The sequence below is a fragment of the Nannocystis pusilla genome, from assembly GCF_020073745.1.
Taxonomy (GTDB): Bacteria; Myxococcota_A; Polyangia; order Nannocystales; family Nannocystaceae; genus Nannocystis; species Nannocystis radixulma.
The window spans coordinates 124,032-146,295 of the sequence record NZ_JAIRAU010000049.1 but is presented as its reverse complement, the minus strand read 5'-3'; the positions used below and the strand labels follow the sequence as shown (position 1 = coordinate 146,295).

Annotated in this window: 17 protein-coding genes; 13 read left to right on the top strand and 4 right to left on the bottom strand. The window is 72.4% G+C overall.

What is annotated here, in order from left to right; genetic code table 11:
* The first annotated feature begins 17 nt into the window (after positions 1-17).
* Entirely contained in the window at positions 18-1,562 is a 1,545-nt protein-coding gene (locus K7C98_RS36410) for a hypothetical protein (RefSeq protein ID WP_224196482.1), read from the top strand.
* 123 nt (positions 1,563-1,685) lie between these two features.
* The gene (locus K7C98_RS36405) at positions 1,686-2,489 is read left to right on the top strand and encodes a PPK2 family polyphosphate kinase (RefSeq protein ID WP_224196481.1); all 804 of its coding nucleotides are present in this window, start codon (positions 1,686-1,688) and stop codon (positions 2,487-2,489) included.
* Between the two features lie 84 nt (positions 2,490-2,573).
* Here the strand turns inward: K7C98_RS36405 and K7C98_RS36400 are convergent, their stop codons facing one another.
* Positions 2,574-3,677, bottom strand: a complete 1,104-nt coding sequence (locus K7C98_RS36400; protein WP_224196480.1) for a CapA family protein — start codon at positions 3,675-3,677, stop codon at positions 2,574-2,576.
* Positions 3,678-4,186: 509 nt separating this feature from the next.
* On the opposite strand from K7C98_RS36400, the gene K7C98_RS45230 reads away from it, so the two are divergent.
* The 7 genes from K7C98_RS45230 (at position 4,187) to K7C98_RS36365 (ending at position 14,629) form a co-directional block, all read left to right on the top strand.
* A complete protein-coding gene (locus K7C98_RS45230) occupies positions 4,187-5,662 on the top strand; it encodes an NlpC/P60 family protein (protein ID WP_224196479.1) in 1,476 nt (491 codons plus the stop codon).
* Positions 5,659-6,378, top strand: a complete 720-nt coding sequence (locus K7C98_RS45225) for a metallopeptidase family protein (protein WP_224196478.1) — start codon at positions 5,659-5,661, stop codon at positions 6,376-6,378. The genes K7C98_RS45230 and K7C98_RS45225 overlap by 4 nt, the downstream gene beginning before the upstream one ends.
* A gap of 129 nt (positions 6,379-6,507) precedes the next feature.
* The gene (locus tag K7C98_RS36385; protein ID WP_224196477.1) at positions 6,508-7,350 is read left to right on the top strand and encodes a bile acid:sodium symporter family protein; all 843 of its coding nucleotides are present in this window, start codon (positions 6,508-6,510) and stop codon (positions 7,348-7,350) included.
* A 298-nt stretch (positions 7,351-7,648) separates the two neighbouring features.
* A complete protein-coding gene (locus K7C98_RS36380; protein ID WP_224196476.1) occupies positions 7,649-9,235 on the top strand; it encodes a response regulator in 1,587 nt (528 codons plus the stop codon).
* A gap of 11 nt (positions 9,236-9,246) precedes the next feature.
* Positions 9,247-12,453, top strand: coding sequence for a response regulator (locus tag K7C98_RS36375; protein ID WP_224196475.1), 3,207 nt, complete (start codon positions 9,247-9,249; stop codon positions 12,451-12,453).
* On the top strand, positions 12,446-13,315 hold the full coding sequence (locus K7C98_RS36370) for a CheR family methyltransferase (protein ID WP_224196474.1): 870 nt from the start codon (positions 12,446-12,448) through the stop codon (positions 13,313-13,315). Before K7C98_RS36375 ends, K7C98_RS36370 begins: the two co-directional genes overlap by 8 nt.
* Before the next feature lie 114 nt (positions 13,316-13,429).
* Entirely contained in the window at positions 13,430-14,629 is a 1,200-nt protein-coding gene (locus K7C98_RS36365; protein ID WP_224196473.1) for a DUF4185 domain-containing protein, read from the top strand.
* Positions 14,630-14,701: 72 nt separating this feature from the next.
* On the opposite strand, the gene K7C98_RS36360 is transcribed toward K7C98_RS36365, so the two are convergent.
* On the bottom strand, positions 14,702-14,845 hold the full coding sequence (locus K7C98_RS36360; RefSeq protein ID WP_224196472.1) for a hypothetical protein: 144 nt from the start codon (positions 14,843-14,845) through the stop codon (positions 14,702-14,704).
* Positions 14,846-14,926: 81 nt separating this feature from the next.
* Between K7C98_RS36360 and argS the strand changes: the two genes are divergently transcribed.
* The 3 genes from argS (at position 14,927) to K7C98_RS36345 (ending at position 17,730) form a co-directional block, all read left to right on the top strand.
* The gene (gene argS / locus K7C98_RS36355) at positions 14,927-16,738 is read left to right on the top strand and encodes an arginine--tRNA ligase (protein ID WP_224196471.1); all 1,812 of its coding nucleotides are present in this window, start codon (positions 14,927-14,929) and stop codon (positions 16,736-16,738) included.
* An 81-nt stretch (positions 16,739-16,819) separates the two neighbouring features.
* Entirely contained in the window at positions 16,820-17,212 is a 393-nt protein-coding gene (locus K7C98_RS36350) for an MAPEG family protein (protein ID WP_224196470.1), read from the top strand.
* Between the two features lie 149 nt (positions 17,213-17,361).
* Positions 17,362-17,730, top strand: coding sequence for a hypothetical protein (locus K7C98_RS36345; protein WP_224196469.1), 369 nt, complete (start codon positions 17,362-17,364; stop codon positions 17,728-17,730).
* A 132-nt stretch (positions 17,731-17,862) separates the two neighbouring features.
* Here the strand turns inward: K7C98_RS36345 and K7C98_RS36340 are convergent, their stop codons facing one another.
* Positions 17,863-18,564, bottom strand: a complete 702-nt coding sequence (locus tag K7C98_RS36340; protein ID WP_224196468.1) for a hypothetical protein — start codon at positions 18,562-18,564, stop codon at positions 17,863-17,865.
* A gap of 56 nt (positions 18,565-18,620) precedes the next feature.
* Here K7C98_RS36340 and K7C98_RS36335 point away from each other — a divergent pair, with 56 nt between their 5' ends.
* Positions 18,621-20,177, top strand: coding sequence for an MYXO-CTERM sorting domain-containing protein (locus K7C98_RS36335; protein ID WP_224196467.1), 1,557 nt, complete (start codon positions 18,621-18,623; stop codon positions 20,175-20,177).
* A gap of 31 nt (positions 20,178-20,208) precedes the next feature.
* Here K7C98_RS36335 and K7C98_RS36330 read toward each other — a convergent pair whose 3' ends face one another.
* Positions 20,209-21,705 (bottom strand): hypothetical protein, encoded by a 1,497-nt coding sequence (locus tag K7C98_RS36330; RefSeq protein ID WP_224196466.1) that lies wholly within the window; start codon positions 21,703-21,705, stop codon positions 20,209-20,211.
* Positions 21,706-22,264: the final 559 nt, after the last annotated feature.

The window sequence follows — 22,264 nt, the reverse complement described above, 5'->3', positions numbered from 1 at the left end:
CAGGAGTCGGTGATCGCATGAGTGGTTCTCGGTTTCGGTTCCTCTCGCTCGCCGCAATTGCCGTTGCGGCGCTCCTCGGCAGCTCCGGCTGCACCTATTACAGCGTCTATCCGGCAGCGCGGGAGACCCGGGTCACCGGCATAGGCGGGTACCACAGCACCACTGGCACATGCGAGTCGGTATGCGGCACCCGCACGACGGCGGTCGTCGGCTACGAGTTGTACGACAACCAGCAGCTCGAGCTGGTCGAGTACACGCACCTGTCGTCGATGCCGATCGACTCCTATCCGCGCGTCACCTGGGCCGGGCGGCCCTACTACAACATCGAGGGGCACCTCGTCTTCTTCAGCCCCGAGATGCACACCTGGGTCTACTACTGGACCCCGCCCACCGCCCTGATCTACGTGTGGAACGGCGCCTATCCGGCGCGCCAGTACAGCTGGGCCGACGGCTGCTACGGCGCCGGCTGGTACTGGGGCGGCGCCCGCACCGACGGCTTCCACAGCTACGCCGACACCAGCTACCGCCCCGTCGTTCCGACCGGCCACGGTCGACCCGGCATGCGCCCGTACCCGCAGCCCGGCGGTCGACCGGTCCCGATCCCGCCGGGCAGCCGCCCGTACCCCGGCTACGAGCCCGAGCGTCCGGGCACGCGGCCGACGCCCGGCCCCGGCGGCCAGCCGCTGCCCGAGCCTGTCCCTCCGGGCACGCGGCCGGTGCCCGGTCCCGGCGGTCAGCCGCTGCCCCAACCTGTCCCTCCGGGCACGCGCCCCGTGCCCGGCCCCGGCGGCCGGCCGATCCCGGTGCCTCCTCCGGGCACGCGGCCGGTGCCCGGCCCCGGCGGCCAGCCGCTACCTGACCGTCCGGACAGGCCCGACCCGGCGCAGCCCGGCGAGCGGCCGACCCCGATCCCGCGCCCCGACCCCGACCGCCCCGACCCCGCGCGTCCCGACCGGCCGGTCCCGATCCCGCGCCCCGATCCCGGCACGCGACCCGACCCGGACCGACCGGTCCCGATCCCGCGGCCGAACCCCGGCACGCGGCCCGATCCCGGCGACCGTCCGGTGCCGATCCCGCGCCCGCGCCCCGAGCGGCCCGATCCGTCCACCCGGCCCGATCCGGGCCCACGGCCCACGCCGCGCCCCGAGCCGCGCCCGCAGCCCGAGTCGCGCCCGCGGCCCGACCCCGCCCAGCCGGGCGCGCGGCCGCAGCCGGAGTCGCGCCCGCGTCCGCAGCCGGAGTCGCGCCCGCGGCCGCAGCCGGAGTCGCGCCCGCGTCCGCAGCCGGAGTCGCGCCCGCGGCCGCAGCCGGAGTCGCGCCCGCGTCCGCAGCCGGAGTCGCGCCCGCGGCCGCAGCCGGAGTCGCGCCCGCGTCCGCAGCCGGAGTCGCGGCCGCGTCCGCAGCCGGAGTCGCGGCCGCAGCCGCAGCCGCGCCCGCGGCCGCAGCCGGAGTCGCGCCCCAGCGGCGGCTCGCGCCCCGGCGGCGGCGCCCGGCCGGCCCCGCGGCCCTCCAACCCGCGCCCCTCGGCGCCGCCCCGCCCGACCCGCGGCGGTCGTCGCTGAAACTTTCGGGCATGTCCGATCGGCCATGCCCGAAGGGACAGCCTGTCCTCGCGCGCTCGCCAGCGCCCGGCGCGTCGGCGAGCGGCCGTTGGACTTTCGCCGGCGATCGCGCAAGAACAGCGCATGGATCTCGACGACTACCGGGTGCGCGGGGCCGGGAGGGTCAAGCTCAGCGAGTGCGAGCCCGGCGACAACGGCGGGCTCGAGCGGGCCGAGGCCGAGGCCGAGCTGCCCGCCCTGCTGCGGCGCATGCAGGACCTGCAGCAGTGCCTCTACGCCGAGAACAAGCGCTCGCTGCTGCTGGTCCTCCAGGGCCGCGACGCCAGCGGCAAGGACGGCACGATCAAGCACGTGGCGGGCGGCTTCAACCCGCTCGGCACCCACGTGATCGCGTTCAAGGCGCCGAACGAGCTCGAGCGGGCGCACGACTTCCTGTGGCGGATCCACCACCACGTCCCGCCCGCCGGCCACGTCGCCATCTTCAACCGCTCGCACTACGAGGACATCCTGGTCCCGACGGTCGAGAAGCTGCAACCGAAGCACGTCATCGAGCCGCGCTACGACCACATCCGCCGCTTCGAGGAGCTGCTGCACGACTCGGGCACCTGCGTCCTCAAGTTCTTCCTCCACATCAGCAAGGACGAGCAGCGCGAGCGCCTGCAGGAGCGGCTCGACAGCCCCGAGAAGCGGTGGAAGTTCGACCCGCACGACCTCGAGGCCCGCGCCGCCTGGGACGAGTTCACCGCCTGCTACCAGCAGATCTTCGCCCGCACCGCGACCGAGGACGCGCCCTGGTACATCATCCCCGCCGACCGCAAGTGGTTCCGCAACTGGCTGGTCGCCCGCATCATCATCCGCGCCCTCGAGCGCATGGACCTGCAGTACCCCGCGAGCCCGCCCGGCCTCGAGGGCGTGAAGATCGTCTGACGACCGCCGCCCCTCCGAGACATGTCTAACATGTCCTTTGCGGACATAAACATGTCCCGAAGGACATATCCATCCGATGCGCCCTCACTGGCGCGGCGGCCGGCACTGCGGCGTCACCTCGATCGGCGCGTCGGCGGCCAGCAGGTTGGCCGCGCCGAAGTTGGCGACGACGTGCGCGCGGCTGTCGGCTGGACCGCCGACGCGGTCGATCGCCTCGGCGAAGAACTCGTCGCCGGTCTGGCGCACGTGGACCGGCACGTAGCCGGCCCCGGTGACGAACGCCGGGCCCGCCTCGGCCTTGCCGAGCCCGAAGTACACGATCGCCGTCGAGCGCTTGGGCAGCTCCGGCTGGTGGCTGACGAAGTTGCCGAGCGAGTAGGCGACCAGCACCTCGCGCCCGTCGCTGGTCGTCAGCAACTCCCACGGCTGCAGCACGTGCGGGTGGCTGCCGACGATCGCCGTCGCTCCGGCCTCGGCCCAGCGGCGGGCGAACTCGGTCTGCTGCGGCGTCGCCGTCGGCGCGTACTCCTTGCCCCAGTGCGGCGTCACGATCACCGCGTCGATCCCCGGCGTCCGCGCCAGCTCGCGCACGCGGTCGGCCACCGCCGTGGGCGAGTCGAAGCAGCGCAGCACCTGACCCGCCTCGTCGGCGATCCGGTTGGTGTGCAGGGTGCACGCCAGCCACGCCACCGTGAAATTCCCCGCCCTCGTCACCGCGTGCCACGGCCCCGGCTTGGTGCGCGCGCGCGTCCCGGTGTGCGGCAGCTTGGCCGCGGCCAGCGCCGCCAGCGTCTTGTCGACCCCGAGCGGCCCGCGGTCGAGCGCGTGGTTGTTCGCGGTCGACACCACGTCGACGCCGCTGGCCACCAGGTCGAGCGCCAGCGACGGGTGGACGTTGAAGCGCGGGTAGGCGGTGTAGACCTTGCGGTCGAACACCAGCCCCGGGTCCGCGACCTCCTCGCCCGAGCGCAGCACCCCGGCCGCCAGCGGCACCTCGAGGTTCGCGTAGGTCAGGTCGGCCGCGCCCAGCAGGTCCTCGACCCCGGCCCACAGCACGCGGAACCGCTGCTTCGCCGCCGTCGCCTGGATCTGCAGCTCGTGGTGCAGCAGCAGGTCGCCCACCGCCGCCACCACGATCCGCTCGCCCGGCTCGCACGCCCGCGCGAAGCCGAGGTACCCGGCCGGCATCGGCCGCGGAGCGGGCAGGGGAGCGCCGGCGGTCGCGGGTAGGTCCTTTACGACATGCCCCGAAGCACCTGTCGAAGCGAGCATGTCCGAAGAGACACTCTCCGGACGCGCCCCCCCGGCGCCCGTCGTCGCGATCGCCCCCGCGTCGCCTGGTTTCGCGCTCGCAGCCGGCCCCGCGTCGGTCAGCCCCGCGGTCGCCTGCGCCGGCGGGCCCGCGTCGTCGTCCGACCTGTCCCTCGCGCCAGCTTCCGCCGCGCGCCCGCCCTCCTCCGGCGGCCGCCCCGCGCACGCCAGCGTCAACGCCGCCCACGCCGTCACGCCGAGGCGCCGGTTCGGTCTCGCGCCGGATCGCCCGGGAGAGCGCACGAGCGACCTCATACCAGCTTTCGCGCCGGCCGTGCTCTCCGCCAGCGCCGCGCCTTCGCGGCCGCCCACTCCCCGCGCGTCTGTGCCCGCTCGGCCGCGAATTTCTCCTCGTCCAGCCGACTCGCGTACACTGCGAGCGGCCCGTGAATTCCTCTCGCACCCACGGTGTCCTGCTCGGCGGCCTGTTCGTGTTCGCCTGCGGCACCCCACCGCCCGAGCCGGCCCCGCAGGCCCCGCCGCCGGCCCCCGTGGCGCGGGCGGCAGCGGCCGGCGAGTCGGCGACCGACTGTCCGGCCACCGGCGTGGCCGTCGACCCGCTCCCGCGCACCCGGCCCGAGCACGAGCAGCTCGACTACTGGCTCACGCGCACCGCCGCGGTCGCCGACCTCGACCGTCCGCTCTTCACCCCTGCCGAGCTGGCCGCCTTCAACGCGCGGATCGGTCGCCGCGACGTCTTCGGCGCCAGCGCCCGCGCCGACCTGCTCGCGCCCGTCGATCCGGCGCGCCTCGCCGACGACCTCAACACCCGCCTCGGCTACCTGCGCGGCAAGTTCGAGTCGGCCGCCTACGTGCGCGGCGACGGCACCCCGCTGCCGCCGGAGCAGATCGCCGCGCTCACGCCGACCCTCGACGCGCGCGCCTTCACCGACCTGCCCACCGAGGTCCGCGTCGCCCTCGACCTGGTCCCGATCCACTGCGCCCCGCAGCGCGAGCCGTACTACACCCCGAGCCGCGACCCCGCCTTCGACCGCAACCTGTGCAGCATGGCCCGCGCCCAGGAGCCGCTGCAGATCCTCCGCCCCTGGGACGGCGGCCTCGCGCTCGCCCGCACCACCTACGTCATGGGCTGGATCGACCTCGCCGACGCCCGCCTCTCGCCGCCGCTCGAGCCCAAGATCGCCCGCCGCTTCATCGACGGTCCGTTCGTCCGCGCCGGCCAGGACTTCGACCTGTCCGATGGGCAAGGTACCGACATTCATGTCCCATTCGCCAGCCTCATGCCGACCGCCTCGGGCCGGCGCGAGGCGCTGGTGGCCGGCCCCGGCGGCGTCGCCGTGCGCTTCGTCGACCCCGCGCGGGTCTCGGCGCCCGAGCGGCCGCTGACCCGCCGCGCCGTGCTCACCGACGCCTTCTCGTACCTCCACCGCCCCTATGGCTGGGGCGACTACGCCGGCGGCCGCGACTGCTCGCGCTACCTCATGGACATGTTCGGCGGGCTCGGTCTGGTCCTGCCGCGCCACACCAGCGACCAGGCGCTGGCCGGGCAGGTCGAGGAGCTCCCGCCCGACCTGCCCGAGCCCGAGCGGCTGCGCCGGATCGACGCCGCGCACCGGCGGGGCGTCGTCCTGCTGCACTTCCCCGGTCACATCATGCTCTACCTCGGCCGCGACGACGCCGGCGCGCCGATGGCGATCCACTCGTTCGCCGAGTACCTGGTCCCGTGCCCCGGGCGGACCGACGGCGCCCCCGCGGGCGAGCGCGAGACCCTGCTGCGGGTCGACGGCGTCCACGTCAGCGACCTCGAGCTCGGGCGCGGCACCTCGCGCACCGCCTTCATCCAGCGGATCTCCAGGATCACCGTCCTCGCCCCGCCCGCTGCAACGGAGCCCCGCCCGTGAAGAACCGGCCCCCGGAAGACCCCGCCCTCCACGCCTTCCTCGACGACGTCGCCGACGTCGCCAACGACGACCCTGCCGAGGCGCTGGAGCTGCTCGACGAGGCCAGCCCCGACTGGCAGGATCACCCCGAGATCCACTACTTCCGCGGCGACCTCGTGTGGGCCGTCGAGGGCCCCGAGGCCGCCGGGCCCCACTTCCGCCGCGCGCTCGAGCGCGACGCCCGGTTCGCCGACGCCCACCACGCGCTCGCCCAGGTCTACGAGGCCATGGACCAGCGCCCGGCGATGATCCGCCATTACCTCGAGGTCCTGCGGCTCGACGCCCACGACGACATCGGCGCCGGCATCGGCACCAAAGCGGACCAGCGCTTCATCGCCGGCGTCGCCGAGTCTGTCCTCGAGGACCTGCCCGAAGAGTTCAAGCAGCGCCTCGGCAACGTCCCCGTGGTGCTCGAGGCCCGGCCGGCCAAGTACCTCGTGCAGGACGGCTTCGACCCGCGGGCCCTCGGCCTGTTCGAGGGCCCCGACCACTTCCATCAGCGCGGCATCGAGGCGGCTGCGGCCCCCAGCCGGATCGTCCTCTATTACGCCAACCTGCTGGCCATGTTCGCCGACGAGGACGAGCTGCGCGAGCAGGTGGAGGTCACCATCCTCCACGAGATCGGCCACTACTTCGGCCTCGACGAGGACGACATGCAGCGCCTGGGTCTCGACTGACCCACCTCCCATTCGGCGCGGACTCGCGCGCCCGCATGCTCACCGCCAATGGCGACGAGCCGGGGCGTCGGGGTATCGTGCGAACGTCGGAGGTCTCGCGTGGAGTCGAACGTTCTTACTGCGGTCCTGATGCCCATCGCGCTCGGCGTCATCATGTTGGGCCTCGGCCTCAGCCTCACGCTCGAGGACTTCAAGCGCGTCGTCTTGATGCCGAAGCCGGTGTTCGTCGGGCTCTTCTGTCAGATGCTCGTCTTGCCGGTCGTCTGCTTCGCGATCGCCACCGGCTTCGACCTCCCGCCCGCGCTGGCCGTCGGCTTGATGTTGTTGTCGGCCTCGCCGGGCGGCGCCACGGCCAACCTGTTCAGCCACCTCGCCAAGGGCGACGTGGCGCTGAACGTCACCCTGACCGCCGTCAACAGCGTGCTCTCGCTGCTGACCTTGCCGTTCATCGTCAACTACTCGCTCGTGCACTTCATGGGCGAGGGCAAGGTCATCCCGCTGCAGTTCGACAAGGTCATCCAGGTGTTCGCCATCGTGCTCGTGCCGGTGGCCATCGGCATGTTCGTGCGCAGCAAGAAGCCGGCCGGCGCCGCCCGCCTGGAGAAGCCGGTCAAGATCCTCTCGGCCGTGTTCCTCCTGCTCGTCATCGCCGCCACGGTCGCCAAGGAGCGCGCCCACGTCGTCGAGTACTTCCAGCAGGTCGGCCTCGCCGCCCTGGCCTTCAACCTCGTCAGCATGGCCGTCGGCTACCTCGTGCCGCTGGTCGTGCGCCTGCCCAGGCGCCAGGCCGTCGCCATCGGCATGGAGATCGGGATCCACAACGGCACCCTGGCGATCGCGATCGCCAGCGCCCCGACCTTGCTCAACAACAGCGCCATGGCGGTGCCGCCGGCCGTCTACAGCCTCATCATGTTCTTCACCGCGGCCGCGTTCGGTTACCTCGTCAATCGCGGCACAACCAGGGCCGCCTGAGTCGAGGTTGGGGGTCAGGCCGATCCGTTTCAGCGCGTGCGGTCGACCCCGGGGCGAACCCCGAGCGGCCGCGCCGCCGGACCCCTCGGGTTGCGCCCACCGGTCTTCCGAACACCGTCATCGCCGCGTTCGGCGGGCAAACAGGCGGGTGCGCGATGTGCGCTGACCCCGCACTCGAGCCCTGTCGCGCGAGCTGACCGAGCGGCCAGCGTGAGGACATGATCTTTCATCAGCCTCGGCGTGCCCGCCAAGTTGGAACGATCATCGATACGCTCGTCTCAGGAGGGGAGCACACCTGGTGGAAGCGCCCGTAGACATCCTGCTGGTCGACGACAACCCGAACAACCTCCTCGCCCTCGAGGCGCTGCTGTCGGACATCGGCGCGCGCTTCGTCAAGGCCCGGTCCGGCGTCGACGCCCTCAAGTGCCTGCTGGAGCAGGACTTCGCGCTCATCATCCTCGACATCCAGATGCCCGACATGGACGGCTTCGAGACGGCCGCCATGATCCGCGGCCGCGAGCGCTCGCGGCGGATCCCGATCATCTTCCTCACCGCGTTCAACCGCAGCGACACCCAGGTCCACCGCGGTTACGCCCTCGGCGCGGTCGACTTCCTGTTCAAGCCGATCGTCCCCGAGATCCTGCGCTCCAAGGTCGCCGTGTTCGCCGACCTGTACCGCAAGACCGAGGAGGTCCGGCGCCAGGCCGAGCAGCTGCGGATCGCCGAGCGACAGGCCCACGAGCGGAGACTCGCCGTCGCCGAGCTCGAGGCGCGCGCGCAGGTGCTCGCCGAGGCCGACCGGCGCAAGGACGAATTCATGGCCGTCATGGCGCACGAGCTGCGCAACCCGCTGACGCCGATCGCCACCGCCCTCGAGACCCTGCGCCGCGCCCAGCCCGGCACCTTGCAGCTCGAGCGGGCGCGCCAGGCCATGGAGCGGCAGGTCCAGCACCTCGTGCGCCTCGTCGACGGCCTGCTCGAGGCCTCGCGCTACACCGCCGGCACCATCGAGCTGCACCACCAGAACGTCGATCTCGCCGGCGTCGTGCAGCAGGCGGCGCAGATGAGCCAGCCGCTGCTCAGCGATCGCCGGCACCGCCTCGAGATCCAGCTGCCCGACCACCGCGTCGAGCTGGTCGCCGACCCCGACCGCGTCGCGCAGATGCTCGTCAACCTGCTCAACAACGCCGCGCGCTGCACCGACGCCGGCGGCACGATCCACCTGATCGCCGCCCGGGACGGCGACACCCTCGAGCTGCGGGTGCGCGACCACGGCCGCGGGATCCGCCCCGAGCTGCTGCCGCGGATCTTCGAGCTCTTCGTCCACTCCGACCGCGCCCGCGACCGCGCCGAGGGCGGCTTCGCCGTCGGCCTGGCCATGGTCAAGCGGCTCGCCGAGCTCCACGGCGGCAGCGTCACGGCGCACAGCCGCGGCGAGGGGCAGGGGGCCGAGTTCATCGTCCGCCTGCCGCTGCTCGCCGGCGCCCCGGTCGAGGCTCCGGCCCCGCGCGCCGCCGCGGTGGCCACCGACCTCTCGCGTCACATCCTCATCGTCGACGACAACCCCGACATCCGGGCCACGCTCGCCGACCAGCTCGAGCTGCTCGGGCACCGCGTCGAGGTCGCCGAGAGCGGTCACGAGGGCCTCGAGCGGATCCGCGCCGCCCACCCCGAGCTCGCGCTCATCGACATCAGCCTGCCCGGCCTCGACGGCTACCGCGTCGCGCAGATCCTCCAGTCCGAGCCCGACCTGCGCACGCGCCTCGTGGCCATGACCGGCTACGGGCAGCCCGAGGACCGCCGGCGCTCGCTCGAGGCCGGCTTCATGGCCCACCTCGTCAAGCCGATCGATCTCGACGATCTGTTCCGCCTGCTCGCCACGTAGGATCCGCCGCCATGCCGCGAGTCAGCCTGCCGCGCAGCGTCGTCGAAGCCCCCGAACTGCTCCGACCCCTGCTCGACACCCTGCGCTCGCTCGATCCCTCGCGCCGCCTGCCGGCCGGCGAGCCGGGCCTCATCGGCGAGCTGTACGCCGCCTGCAACGACCTGCTCGACCAGAACCGCCGGCTCGTCCGCGACCTCGACCGCGTCCGCGCCGAGGTCGCCCGCGTCGGCGGCATCACCCCGGCCGACCGCGTCGACAGCATGGTCATCGCCCTCGGCGCCCAGCTGCGCGCGCTCGCCGACGTCGTCGTCGCCGTCACCGAGGGCGACCTCACCCGCGCCATCCCGAGCGACGCCCGCGGTCAGTTCGGCGCGCTCGCCCACAGCATCGGCCTCATGATCGCCAACTTGCGCGACACCACGCGCAAGAACAACGAGCAGGACTGGCTCAAGACCAACCTCGCGCGCATCACCCGGCTGCTGCAGGGCCACCGCGACCGCGCGCAGCTGGCCGCGCTCGTGCTGCGCGAGCTGACCCCGCTGGTGCGGGCCCAGCTCGGCCTCTTCTACCTGGTCGAGGGCGGCGAGCCCGGCGACCCCGAGCCGCCGCGCCTGCGCCTGCTCTCGAGCTGGGCCGTCGCGTCCGAGCAGGCGCGCCAGGTCGTGCGGTTCGGCGAGGGATTGGTCGGCCAGTGCGCGCTCGAGCGGCGGCGGATCTTGCTGACCGACGTCCCCGACGGCTACCTCAAGATCGGCTCCGGCCTCGGCGAGGCCAGCCCGCGCAGCGTCGTCGTCCTGCCGGTCGTGTTCGAGGGCGAGCTCAAGGCGGTCGTCGAGCTCGCCTCCTTCCACGCCTTCGGCGACATCCACCTCGCGTTCCTCGACCAGCTCACCGAGTCGATCGGCATCGTCCTCCACACCCTCGCCGCCAGCATCCGCACCGAGGAGCTGCTCGCCCAGTCGCAGTCGCTCGCCGAGGAGCTGCGCGAGCAGCAGCGCGAGCTCACCGCCACCAACCGCCGGCTCGAGCAGCAGGCGCTCGCGCTGCAGGCCAGCGAGGAGCGGCTGCGCCTGCAGCAGGAGGAGCTGCAGCAGACCAACCGCGAGCTCGAGGAGCGCTCCGAGCTGCTCCAGCAGCAGAACCTCGAGGTCGAGCGCAACAACCGGGAGATCGAGCGGGCCAAGCTCGACCTCGAGGAGCGGGCGCAGCAGCTCATCCTGAGCTCGAAGTACAAGTCCGAGTTCCTCGCCAACATGTCGCACGAGCTGCGCACGCCGCTGAACAGCCTGCTGATCCTGGCCCAGCTGCTCGCCGACAACCCCGAGGGCAACCTCGAGGCCAAGCAGGTCGAGTTCGCGCGCACGATCCACAGCGCCGGCTCCGAGCTGCTCGCGCTCATCAACGACATCCTCGACCTGTCGAAGATCGAGTCCGGCACGATGGGCATCGACATCGACGAGCTGATGATCGAGAGCCTGCGCGACCAGGTCGAGCGCAGCTTCCGCCCGGTCGCCGAGACCCGCCGGCTCGCCTTCGAGATCGAGGTCGGCGCCGACGTCCCGCCGGTCATCTACACCGACCCGCGCCGGCTGCTGCAGGTGCTGAAGAACCTGCTGTCGAACGCCTTCAAGTTCACCGACAAGGGCAAGGTCGACCTGCGCATCGAGGCCGTGCCGGACCGGCAGGGCCGCGCCGGCGAGGTCATCTCGTTCTCGGTCACCGACACCGGCATCGGCATCCCGCCGCACAAGCAGCGCATCATCTTCGAGGCGTTCCAGCAGGCCGACGGCACCACCAGCCGGCGCTACGGCGGGACCGGCCTCGGCCTCTCGATCAGCCGCGAGATCGCCCGCCTGCTCGGCGGCGAGATCGTGGTCCGCTCGGCCCCCGGGGCCGGCAGCACCTTCACCCTGCTGATCCCGCAGACGCCCGAGGCCGTGCTCGGCACCGCGACCAGCGTCAACCTGCACGAGCAGGAGGGCGGGACCGACGGCGCCGCGCCGATGCCCCTCCGCGACGACCGCGAGCGCATCGTCCCCGGCGACCGCACCCTCCTCATCATCGAGGACGACACCACCTTCGCCCGCCTGATCCTCGACCTCGCGCGCGAGAAGGGCTTCAAGGGCCTCGTCGCCCTCCGCGGCGACGACGGCCTCGCGCTCGCCCGCGACGTCCGGCCCGACGCGATCACCCTCGACCTCAACCTCCCGGGCCTCGACGGCTGGACCGTCCTCGACCGCCTCAAGCACGACCCCCGCACCCGCCACATCCCCGTCCACCTGATCTCCGGCGCCGAGGTCGACGCCCGCCCGCGCGCGCTCAAGCGGGGCGCGCTGGCCTTCCTGCCCAAGCCGGTCTCGCGCGAGGCGCTGGCCGCCGCGCTCGCCGACGTCAAGGGCTTCGTCGAGCGCCGCGTCCGCAGCCTCCTCATCGTCGAGGACGACGCCGAGCAGCGCGAGGCACTCGTCGACCTCATCGGAGACGACGACGTCGAGGCCACCGCGGTCGCCACCGCCGAGGAGGGCCTCGCGCTGCTGCGCGAGCGCCACTTCGACTGCGCCGTGCTCGACCTCGGCCTGCCGGCCATGACCGGCCTCGAGATGATCCGCGCGATCCGCAGCGACGACCGCCTGCGCGAGCTGCCGATCGTCGTCCACACCGGCCAGACCCTGAGCGCCGACGAGGAGGCCGAGCTCGGGCGCATGACCGAGGCGATCATCGTCAAGAGCCCGCAGTCGCAGGAGCACCTGCTCGACGAGACCGCGCTGTTCCTCCACCGCGTCGAGTCCGACCTGCCGTCGTCGCGCCGCCAGCTCGCGCTGCACGTCGACGTCGACCCCGTGTTCCACGGCAAGCGCGTGCTCGTCGTCGACGACGACGTGCGCAACATCTTCGCCATCACCAGCGTGCTCGAGCGGCACAAGATGCGCGTCCTCTACGCCGAGGACGGCCGCCGCGGCCTGGAGATCTTGCGCGACAACCCCGACATCCACGCCGTCCTGCTCGACGTCATGATGCCGGAGATGGACGGTTACGAGGCGATGAAGGAGATCCGCAAGGACCCGCGGTTCGCCGCGCTGCCGATCATCGCCCTCACCGCCAAGGCCATGCGCGGCGATCGCGAGAAGTGCCTCGGCGCCGGCGCCTCCGACTACATCACCAAGCCCGTCGAGCCCGACCGGCTGCTGTCGCTGCTGCGCGTGTGGCTGTATGGCTGAAGAGCCGATCCACGTGCTCTCGGTCGCCGCGCTGCGCCCCCCGTCCGAGCTCGAGCAGCTCGAGCTCGACCTCCTGCTCCTCGCCATCCACCGCCGCTACGGCCTCGACTTCCGCGACTACGCCCGCGCCTCGCTGCGCCGGCGGATCTGGAACCAGATCCGCGCCGAGCGGCTCCCCACCGTCACCGCCCTGCAGGAGCGCATCTTGCACGACGTCGCCGCCATGGAGCGGCTGCGACTCGCGCTGTCGGTGCGGGTCACGGCGATGTTCCGCGACCCCAGCTTCTACCGCGCCCTGCGCGAGCAGGTGGTGCCGCTGCTGCGCGAGCGGCCTCGGCTGCGGATCTGGCACGCCGGCTGCTCGACGGGCGAGGAGGCCTACAGCATGGCGATCCTGCTCGAGGAGGAGGGCCTGTACGAGCGCACGCGGCTGTACGCGACCGACATCAACGAGGAGCTGGTGCGCGCCGCCCGGGCCGGCATCTTCCCGATCGAGGTGATGCAGGAGTACACCGCCAATTACCTGCAGTCGGGCGCGCACGGCCAGTTCTCCGACTACTACACCGCCCGCTACGACCGCGCGATCGTCAAGCAGGCGCTGCGCCGCAACATCGCGTTCGAGCGCCACGACCTGGTCGCCGGGGTCGGCCTCGGCCGCTTCGACCTGATCGTGTGTCGCAACGTGCTCATCTATTTCAACGCCGAGCTGCAGGGCCGCGTGCACCGGCTGCTCCACGCCAGCCTCGAGGACCACGGCCTGCTCGCGCTCGGTCGCAAGGAGTCGCTGATCGGCAGCCCGCACGAGCGCGACTACGAGGCGATCGACGCCCGCGAGCGGCTGTATCGCCGACGCGCCGGGTGAGCACCGAGCGCCCGATCGCGCGCCGTGCCGCAGGGAGCGACGCGCGCAGCCGGCACGCCGCGAAAGATCGGCCGCGACTTCGACAGCCCCCGCGAGGGCGACTATCCTGCCGACATGCCTCCGGTCCGGCCCAGGGCCCAGGGCGCGGTGATGCTCATCGCCGGCCACCCGTCCGAGCAACATGCCCTCGAGGGCATGTTCGATAGGGCATGGCGAAATGGACCTGTCTTCAGGAGCATGCTCGTCGGGGCATGTCTCGTGGCGCCTCTCGCCGGCTGCACGGAGGATCCGCCGGCCATGGCCGCGGCCGAGGCGGTCCCGCTCGGGGCGCTGCCGCTCGAGCTCGAGGTCGTCCAGGGCGGCCACAGCGTCCGCGTCGGCGAGCGCGCGCTGTGGGCGTTCCGCGCCGACACCGACCTCCGCTCCGGGATGCCGGCTTCGGCCGCTGCGGTGACCGCCGACCTCGACGCGCGCGACGGCCTGTCCCCGTTCGCCGCCTGGGAGAGCCCGGAAAAGCACGACGCCGACGAGCTGCTGCCGCTCGACGACCGCGAACGCGGCGACGAGCACGGGTACGCCGGCTGCGTCGCCGTCGACGACTGCCCGCGGCTGTCCCTCTGGCCAGGTCCGATGGTCCACGACCCGCGGCGCGAGCGGGTCCTGATCTTCTACCGCAAGGTCGTCCAGTTCGAGGACAGCGCCGCCAACCAGCACGTCGGCAGCTCGATCGCCGTGTGGCGCGACGACCTCGCCGGCCGGCCGGTGCGGCCCGAGCTGGGGGAGGGCGCCGAGCCGACGCTGTTGTTCGGCGCCGACGGACCGCGCCTCGCCGCGGCCGCGCTCACCGAGGACGAGTTCGTCTACGCCTTCGCCTGCGACGGCCAGCGCGGCGCCTGCATGCTGCTGCGGTCCCCGCTGGCGACGGCGCTCGCGCGCGACAGCTGGCGCTTCCTCGGGGCCGAGGGCGAGTGGATGACCTCGTCGCGCGGCGCCGCCGAGCTGTTCGCGGGCGCCGCGGCGATGAGCGTGCACCACAGCCCGCACGCCGACGCCTACGTCGCGGTCTACGCCGACAGCGAGCAGTCGGCGGTGGTGCTGCGCACCGCGCCGCGCCTGCAGGGCCCGTGGTCGGACGCGGCGGAGCTCTACCGGCCGGACGCGCCGGCGGCCCCGCTGCGGGTGCGCGACGCCATGCTGCACCCCGAGCTCGCGCGCGAAGCCGGCGCGGTCGACTACCTCACGTTCTTCGCGGGGCCGCGGGACTCTCCGCTCGAGCCGGGCGTCCGGCAGCTGGTCGAGATCCACTGGGAGTGAGCGGCGAGCCGTGAGCAGCGCACCGGGGCTCGCGCCGGCGCGTGAGCGCGGCGAGATCGGCCGCGTCGCCGCTCACAGGCCGTGTTCCCACACGCGCGGGTCGCCGCTGCGGCGGCGGCGGGCCTGGATCACGAGGGTGCGGATCAGCAGCACGAAGAACGTGGCCAGCACCAGCCACAGGAGCCCGAAAGCGACGAGCGCGTAGATGTTGCCCACGGGCCGCTTCTACCACGTCCGTGCGGCCGCGGCGCGCGCCCCGGTTGCAGGGCCCAGGGCGCGCGATTACCCTCGCCGGCCATGCACCCAGGCTCGCTCGCCGCCGCGGTCGCCCGCGCCTTGCACCCGGTCCTCCCCGCCGCCGCCGGCCTCACCGAGGACGAGGTCGCCGCCAGCCTCACCGCCCCGCCCGACCCCGCGCTCGGCGACTTCGCGTTCCCGTGTTTCAAGCTGGCCAAGGCCCTGCGCAAGGGCCCGCCGCAGATCGCCGCCGAGATCGCCGCCGGGCTCGCCGAGCCGGCTGGCCTGTTCGCCAGGGCCGTTGCGACAGGTCCTTACGTCAACCTCACGCTCCGCCTCGGCGACGCCGCCGCGCTCGTGCTGCCCCGCCTCGGCCGCGGCGAGCCGCTCCGCCGCGCCAGCACCGGCGTGCGCGTGATGGTCGAGTTCTCGCAGCCCAACACCCACAAGGCGTTCCACGTCGGCCACATGCGCAACCTGTGCCTCGGCGACTCGCTGGTCCGCCTGCTGCGCGGCGCCGGCGACGACGTCGTCGCGGCCAACTACCTCGGCGACGTCGGCGCGCACATCGCCAAGTGCCTGTGGTGGTACCTCGATCGCCTGCACGACCGCACGCCGCCGCCGGACCGCCGCGGCGAGTGGCTGGGCGAGCTCTACGCCGCGGCCAGCAACCAGCTCGAGGCGTGGGAGGACCAGGCCCAGGGCGGCGACGTCGCGGCCGCGGCGGCGCTGCAGCAGGCCAAGGCGCGCACGTCGGAGATCCTCCACCGCCTCGAGGCGCGCGAGCCGGAGATCATGGCGGTGTGGCGAGAGACCCGCGAGTGGTCGCTCGAGGAGTTCGCCGAGATCTACAAGTGGTGCGACGTCGGCTTCGACCGCGTGTTCTTCGAGAGCGAGGTCGACGAGCCGGGGCTCAAGCTGGTCGAGGAGTTCCTCGAGAAGGGCGTGTTCGTCGTCTCGAACGGGGCCGTCGGCGTCGTCAACGACGAGGTCAAGCACATGCCGTTCTTCATGCTGCGCAAGCAGGACGGCACCAGCCTCTACTCGACCAAGGACCTCGCGCTCGCCCGCCTCAAGTTCGAGGAGTACCGCATCGACCGCTCGATCTACGTCGTCGACGTGCGCCAGAGCGACCACTTCCGCCACGTCTTCCTCACCCTCAAGAAGATGGGCTTCTATCAGGCCGAGCGCTGCCAGCACGTGCCCTACGAGATGGTCGAGCTGCCCGACGGGCCGATGGCCGGGCGCAAGGGCAACGTCGTGCTGTTCCGCAGCCTGCGCCAGCAGATGACCTCGCACCTGCGCAAGACGCGGTTCCACGTCTACGAGGGCGCGTGGCCGGCCGAGGAGATCGACGCCACCGAGCACATCGTCGCGCTCGGGGCGATCAAGTACGGGATGCTCAACCGCGACGTGAACCAGAAGATCGTGTTCGACCTCGCGGCCTGGCTCAACCTCGAGGGCAACACCGGACCTTACCTGCAGTACACCGGCACTCGGGCCGGCTCGATCCTCCGCGAGTGCGGCGAGGTCGGCAAGACCCTCGACCCCGACGTCCTCGCCAGCGAGGCGGCCGCGCGGGCCGTCGCCGCGAGCTTGCAGGAGCCGCAGGAGCGCGAGGTCGTGCTCGCCCTCGACCGCCTGCCGCAGGCCCTGCAGGCCGCCGCCGAGCAGCTGCGCCCCTCGATCGTCTGCACCTACGCGTTCGAGCTGTGCCGCGCCTTCAACCGCTTCTACAACGCCGACAACTGCCGGGTGAAGCCGGCCGAGGGCCCGCTGCTGCAGGCCCGCCTGCTGCTCGTGCACGCGTTCGTGCACGCGCTGCGCGAGGCGCTGAACGTGCTCGGGATCGCGGTGCCGCGGCGGATGTAGCGGGCGGCGGGGCCTCGTGCTCCGCCGCGATCGCGCGTGCGCAGGCGGCTTCCGCGGCGCTTCGTGCTAGCGTCGCGGCCCATGACCGTCGCCCTCTGGTGTCTGTTCGCCGCCGCGATCTTCCACCCGCTCAGCAAGTTCCCGCTCGCCGCTGCCCAGGCGCGCGAGGGCAAGGGCTACGACAACCGCAACCCGCGCGAGCAGCAGGACCGCCTGACCGGCTGGGGCGCGCGCGCCCGGGCCGTCCACGCCAACCAGATCGAGAGCTTCCCGCTGTTCGCCGCCGGCGTGCTGGTCGCCACCGTCGCCGCCCCGAAGGTCGCGGCGATCGACACCCTCGCGCTGGCCTACATCGCCGCGCGCCTGATCTACCCGGTGCTTTATCTGAAGGACATCCACGTCGGCCGCTCGCTGGTGTGGGGCGTCGGCTACATCGCCAGCCTGGCCCTGCTCTCCAGCCCCGCCTGGGCCTAGCACAGCCGTTCCGAAGCCCTCGAGGGGTTCGCGCCGCGGGTTCGGTAGGCGCGAGCCGGGGGTCAGCGTCATCGGTCGTGATCCGGGCCGGGCGTCCGCCCGCGGTGGACGCCGGCGGTGGGCCCGGATAAGTTGTCGGCCACCAAGCCATGACGCGTTTCGCCGTGCTCCTCACATTCGTTCTTTCGGGGTGCAGCACGCCCACCGGCAGCTGCTGGCGCGAAGGGGAGATGTTCTGCTCGGTCAACATCACCGAGGGCACGTGCGGCAAGGGTGGCAACTTCGTCGCCGAGGACGTCAGCGCGGCGACGCGCAGGTGTCAGTCGAAGGGCTATACCGAACCCACCATCCCGCCCCATGAGATGGCGGAGGCGTTGAAGCGCGGCGACATCGTGAATTTCAAGATGCCGGCGGGGCAGCGGATCAAGGGCAAGGACGAGGAGGCCGCCCTGGCTGACGAGCGGCAGAAGATCGAGGCGGAGCTGCAGAAGGCGCAGAATCAGCAGCCCCCGCCGTGAGCGAGATGCGATGAGCATGTCTCAAAGGACATGCCGCTGTGAGCGGAGCGCACGAGCCACGACCTCAAGGACATGTCCTCGAGGGCATGCTGAAAAGAGCATGACCTCCAGGACATGCTCTTTCGCGCCTTATTAAAATGCTGCCAGCAGGCCGATCTGCGGGCCGAACTGGAGCTCGCAGAAGCCGGGCGCGGCCGGGGCGGAGAACGCGGCGCGGCAGCGGCCGGCGGGGAAGCTGAGCGAGAAGCGGATCGCCAGGTCGAGCCAGACGCGGCCGCCGAGGTGGACCGTGGCGCCGGGGGCCGCGACCGCGTGGCCGAGCACTCCGCCGCGGGCCCCGAGCACCTGCGGGCCGACGGCGGCGAGCAGGTACGCCGCGAAGGTCTCGGTGCGCAGCGGGATCCACCGCACCATCGGCGCCACGCGGAAGGCCGCTGCTGGATCTCCGGCGCGCGGGCGCTGGGACGGGTCGGTCGGCGACGCCAGCAGCATCGTCGCCTGCAGCTCGCCGCCGATCTCCACGCTCTCGCGCAGGAACCATCCGCCGCGCACGCCGAAGCCGACCAGGGTCAGCTGACTGGCGATGCTGCTGTCGGCGAAGAGCCCCAGCTCGCCGCCGCGGCGGCGGAACGGCGCGGCGGTGGTCGGCGGCGGTTCGGCGGCGTGGGCTTCGAGCGACGCCCCCGCGAGCAGACCGGCGAGGACGACGAGGCGACCGCGGACACCGGAACCGCGGCGCCGGAACGCTCGCGGCTCGGCGACGCCGCGCGGCTCCGCGACGCGAGCGGGGTGACGCGCCGCGTCGTGGCCGACAGCCGGGGAGAGGTCGCGCACGGCGTCCGATCGTAGCGGTCCGGAGAGCGGGGTCAATCCGCGACTACGATCGCGGGATGTCGAGCATGACGCTGGTCCTCACGTTCGCCGCCGCCGCGGTGGTGAATCCGTACGCCCCCGATGCGCGGCCGGTGGTGCTCGACTTCAAGCCCGGGGCGTACAACGAGGTGCCCTTGTTGCCGGCGCCCGAGCACGGGCCGACGTTCGCCGATCTGGCCGCGTACGAGGGCTCGCCGGTGATCGAGAAGGAGCCCGGCACGCTGCCGTCCGGGTGGGTGCAGATCGGCGGCATGGTCGTGCCCGAGGCCGTCGCCCAGGGCGCGCCCGTGATCTCGCCGCTGACGGCGCGCCCCGCGGTCGCGGCCGACAAGGTCGACGGGCCCGGCAGCGAGGAGCTGTGTGCGTACCCCGACGCGGTGCCCGGCGGCGTCTACCCCGGCACGTTCCGCCGCGGCACCGAGTACCCGCGCCGCGGCACGATCTACATGAACTACACCGGCGGCAAGCTGGTCAACGGCATGGGCGACAACTCGGCCGAGAATTGGTCGTCGCTGGCCAAGACCGGCTCGACCTACCCGGTGTACACGGGCGGCGAGGAGCGGGCGATCGCGGTCGCGCAGGCGGTGCAGGCCGACTTCGCCGACTGGGCGCTGCGCGTGGTCTACCTCGAGCGCCCGCCGAAGGTGCTGCCGTTCGCGATGATCATGATGGGCGGCCACTACAGCGACACCCTCGCCGGGCCCTCGGGCGGCGTGGCGCCGGGCGCCGACTGCGAGGACCTCGGCATGCGCAACGTGTGCTTCGCGTTCGTCAACGACGAGTCGACGAGCAACCAGGCCAACATCGCCAGCCAGGAGCTCGGGCACACGATGGGGCTCGGCCACACGGAGGGCAACGACCGCGTGATGGCGTTCGGCTACGACACCTACGCGCCGATCGACATGGGCTTCGGCGGCGAGTGCACGCCGATCATCAGCGTCCAGGGCCAGTCGGGCGCGTGCATCGGGGTCAACAAGTGCCATTGCAACGACGGCGAGCTGCAGCACGACAAGCTGACGCTGTCGGCGATCTACGCCCCGCCCGGGCCCGACGTCGTGCCGCCGGAGATCGCCATCACCGCGCCCGAGGACGGCGCGGTGTTCCAGGAGGGCGACAAGATGGTGGTGGCGTTCGAGCCGTGGGACGACTTCGGCGGCTACGGCTGGAAGCTGATGGTCAAGCACGACGGCGAGCTGGTCGCCGACGTGGTCGACTACAACGCCACGCTCGAGTTCACCCTCGCCAACCTGCCCGCGGGGACCTACGAGCTCACCGCCCTGGTGATGGACCAGGCCGAACAGACCGGCGAGCACACGATCACGGTCACCGTCGAGGGCTCGTCCGCGCCGACCACCAGCGCCGGCGAGAGCGACAGCGAGGGCACCGGCGACGGCACCAGCGACGGCGACACCGACGACGCCGACCCGTCGAGCAGCAGCAGCGACGGCGACGGCGACGGCCCGTCCGAGACCGACGCCGAGGACTCGTGCGCCTGCAAGAGCGACGGCGCGCCGGCCGGGGCCGCGTGGGGCATGCTCGCCCTGCTCGCGCTGCGCCGCCGCCGGTCCCGCTAGGCGCCTGTCCCGGAGGCCGCGTGGTTGGAGCTCACTCGAGCTCGAAGAGGACGCCGAGGTGGTGGTCGGAGCGGTTGTCGACGTCCCAGTTGGTCCAGCCGGTCCACTTGTTGCCGCCGTCGACGGTGTACTCGGCGCGCCACGAGAGGACCTGCTTGTCCTCGCCGAAGCGTTCGCTCTCGTCCTTGGCGTGGCCTGCCCCGTACATCGCGGTGACGCGGTAGGTGCTCGAGGCATCGCCGGCGAACTCGACCGAGTAGGTCGCGCCCGACTCCAGGGTCTGGCTCCCGGCGAACTCGAGGCGGATCCACTCGACCACGTTGGTGCCGGCGTCGCAGGCGTCGCAGGCGCTGCAGATGTTCTTGCCGCCGCAGTTGTTGCAGCTGTCGCAGTCGCCGCAGTCGTTGCAGTCGAAGTTCTGGTCGTTGTACGGAGCCGAGACCTGAGCGGGGTCGAGGGCGAAGCACTCGAGGTCCTCGCCGCGGCCGTTCCGCAGGCACACGTGCAGCGGGTCGTCGCCCTCGACCCGCCAGGGCCGCACCCACAGGGCCCGGGCGACGCGGCTGGGGCCGTCGACGACGATCCGCTCACGCGCGCCGAGGTCGCCGGAGATCGACTTCACGGTGCCCTTGATCGAGTCGACCTCGGGGCGCCCGCCGAGGTTGCCCTGGCCCTTGACGACGCCGTCGTCGTAGTGGAGCTCGAACAGCGGGATGTAGCGGGCGCGTCGCGACCAGCCGGTGTTCTCGCGGTGGATCAGGGTGGCGAAGTCGTCGTCGAAGAACGGGCTCTTGGGGCTGCCGTAGGTCAAGTTGTGCAGGTCGTTGATCGAGACCTCGTTGCCGGGCTCGCCGAGCTGGACGTAGACGATGTGGTAGAGCTGGTCGACGTCGAGCCACGCGGGCTCGGCGAACTCGACCAGCGGGAACTCCGGCTGGTCGATCATGTGCTCGAGCACGGCCGTCTGCGCCAGCACCGTGTCGGCGGGGAAGTGCTTGTCGGTGCCGTCATCGGCGCGCAGCTCGACGCGCACGTTGCCGCCGTCGCCGATCGAGTAGCCGACGTTGCCGCCCTGGTGATCGAAGCGGTTGTTCCAGCGCACGGCGGTGACGTAGCCGGACTTCTCGGCGCGCAGGCGGTGCGCGGCCATGGTGGCGAAGCGGGTGTTGCCGGGGCCGCGGCCGCTGGCGGCGACGCCGTAGAAGCGGCCGCCGTAGGGCAGGTCCTCGTCAAAGCCGGCCTCACCGCCGGTCGTGCCGGTGGTGGTGTCGGGGTCGTCACCGGTGGTCGTGGTCGCGGTCGTGGTCGCGGTGCCGGTGGTCGTGGTCGTGGCCGGATCGACGGCGGTGGTGGTGCCGGGCGGGCTGGTCGTCGGGGCGTCGGTGAGGGCGCCCGCGGTCGTGCCTGCGGTGGTCTCGGCGGCGGTCGTGGGGGCGTCGGTGTCGGCGGGATCGCCGCCTCCGCAGGCGACGAGCGCGAGCGCGACGAGCGGGAGGCCACGGACGAGGGGACGAAGTGCGACGTGCATGGCCGCAGGCTAGAGGTTCGAGCGCGGCATTTCGACGCTCGCGGTTGGCGGGGCGAACAGGCTCGCGCAGTCGTCGGTCGGACCCATCCGCGGCTGGTTCGAGGTCGACCAGCGACAGTGTCGCACGCAGCGGAGTTCGTGGTGCGGTGCGAGACCTGGTCGTCGGGACAGGTCTCTCAGGACATGCGGCGGCGCCCGGCAGCCGCGTCGAAGTCGCGACCGCCGTGCGCGGCGGGCATGCCGTGCGGGGGGCGTCCCGGCCGCGACGAGGTACTGCTCGGTGCTCGTGGAGCGTGGTGGCGCGGAAGCGCTTCAGCAGTTCACCGAAGCCGCCGCCCTGGAAGACCTTGGCGACGCAGTGGCGCGCGGCCGGAGGGCCACGCCTGGTGAGCCCGCTTCGCCGACCGCGGGGAACATGCAGGGACCGCTCCGCCGCTCCGTGCCCGCCGTCGCTCGCTTGTCTCAGGCGGCGGGCCCCGCTTCGAGCACGATTGAACAAGAGCTTTCAGACATGTCGTTCCATGCATGTCCAATGTGCCATGTCCTTTTCGGCATGCTC

Bases quoted from the DNA above. Each gene is read 5' to 3' on its own strand.
- K7C98_RS36410 (WP_224196482.1), top strand. From the start codon at position 18: ATGAGTGGTTCTCGGTTTCGGTTCCTCTCGCTCGCCGCAATTGCCGTT.
- K7C98_RS36405 (WP_224196481.1), top strand. From the start codon at position 1,686: ATGGATCTCGACGACTACCGGGTGCGCGGGGCCGGGAGGGTCAAGCTC.
- K7C98_RS36400 (WP_224196480.1), bottom strand. From the start codon at position 3,677: ATGCCGGCCGGGTACCTCGGCTTCGCGCGGGCGTGCGAGCCGGGCGAG.
- K7C98_RS36385 (WP_224196477.1), top strand. From the start codon at position 6,508: ATGCCCATCGCGCTCGGCGTCATCATGTTGGGCCTCGGCCTCAGCCTC.
- K7C98_RS36375 (WP_224196475.1), top strand. From the start codon at position 9,247: ATGCCGCGAGTCAGCCTGCCGCGCAGCGTCGTCGAAGCCCCCGAACTG.
- K7C98_RS36370 (WP_224196474.1), top strand. From the start codon at position 12,446: ATGGCTGAAGAGCCGATCCACGTGCTCTCGGTCGCCGCGCTGCGCCCC.
- K7C98_RS36365 (WP_224196473.1), top strand. From the start codon at position 13,430: ATGCCTCCGGTCCGGCCCAGGGCCCAGGGCGCGGTGATGCTCATCGCC.
- argS (WP_224196471.1), top strand. From the start codon at position 14,927: ATGCACCCAGGCTCGCTCGCCGCCGCGGTCGCCCGCGCCTTGCACCCG.
- K7C98_RS36350 (WP_224196470.1), top strand. From the start codon at position 16,820: ATGACCGTCGCCCTCTGGTGTCTGTTCGCCGCCGCGATCTTCCACCCG.
- K7C98_RS36345 (WP_224196469.1), top strand. From the start codon at position 17,362: ATGACGCGTTTCGCCGTGCTCCTCACATTCGTTCTTTCGGGGTGCAGC.
- K7C98_RS36335 (WP_224196467.1), top strand. From the start codon at position 18,621: ATGTCGAGCATGACGCTGGTCCTCACGTTCGCCGCCGCCGCGGTGGTG.
- K7C98_RS36330 (WP_224196466.1), bottom strand. From the start codon at position 21,705: ATGCACGTCGCACTTCGTCCCCTCGTCCGTGGCCTCCCGCTCGTCGCG.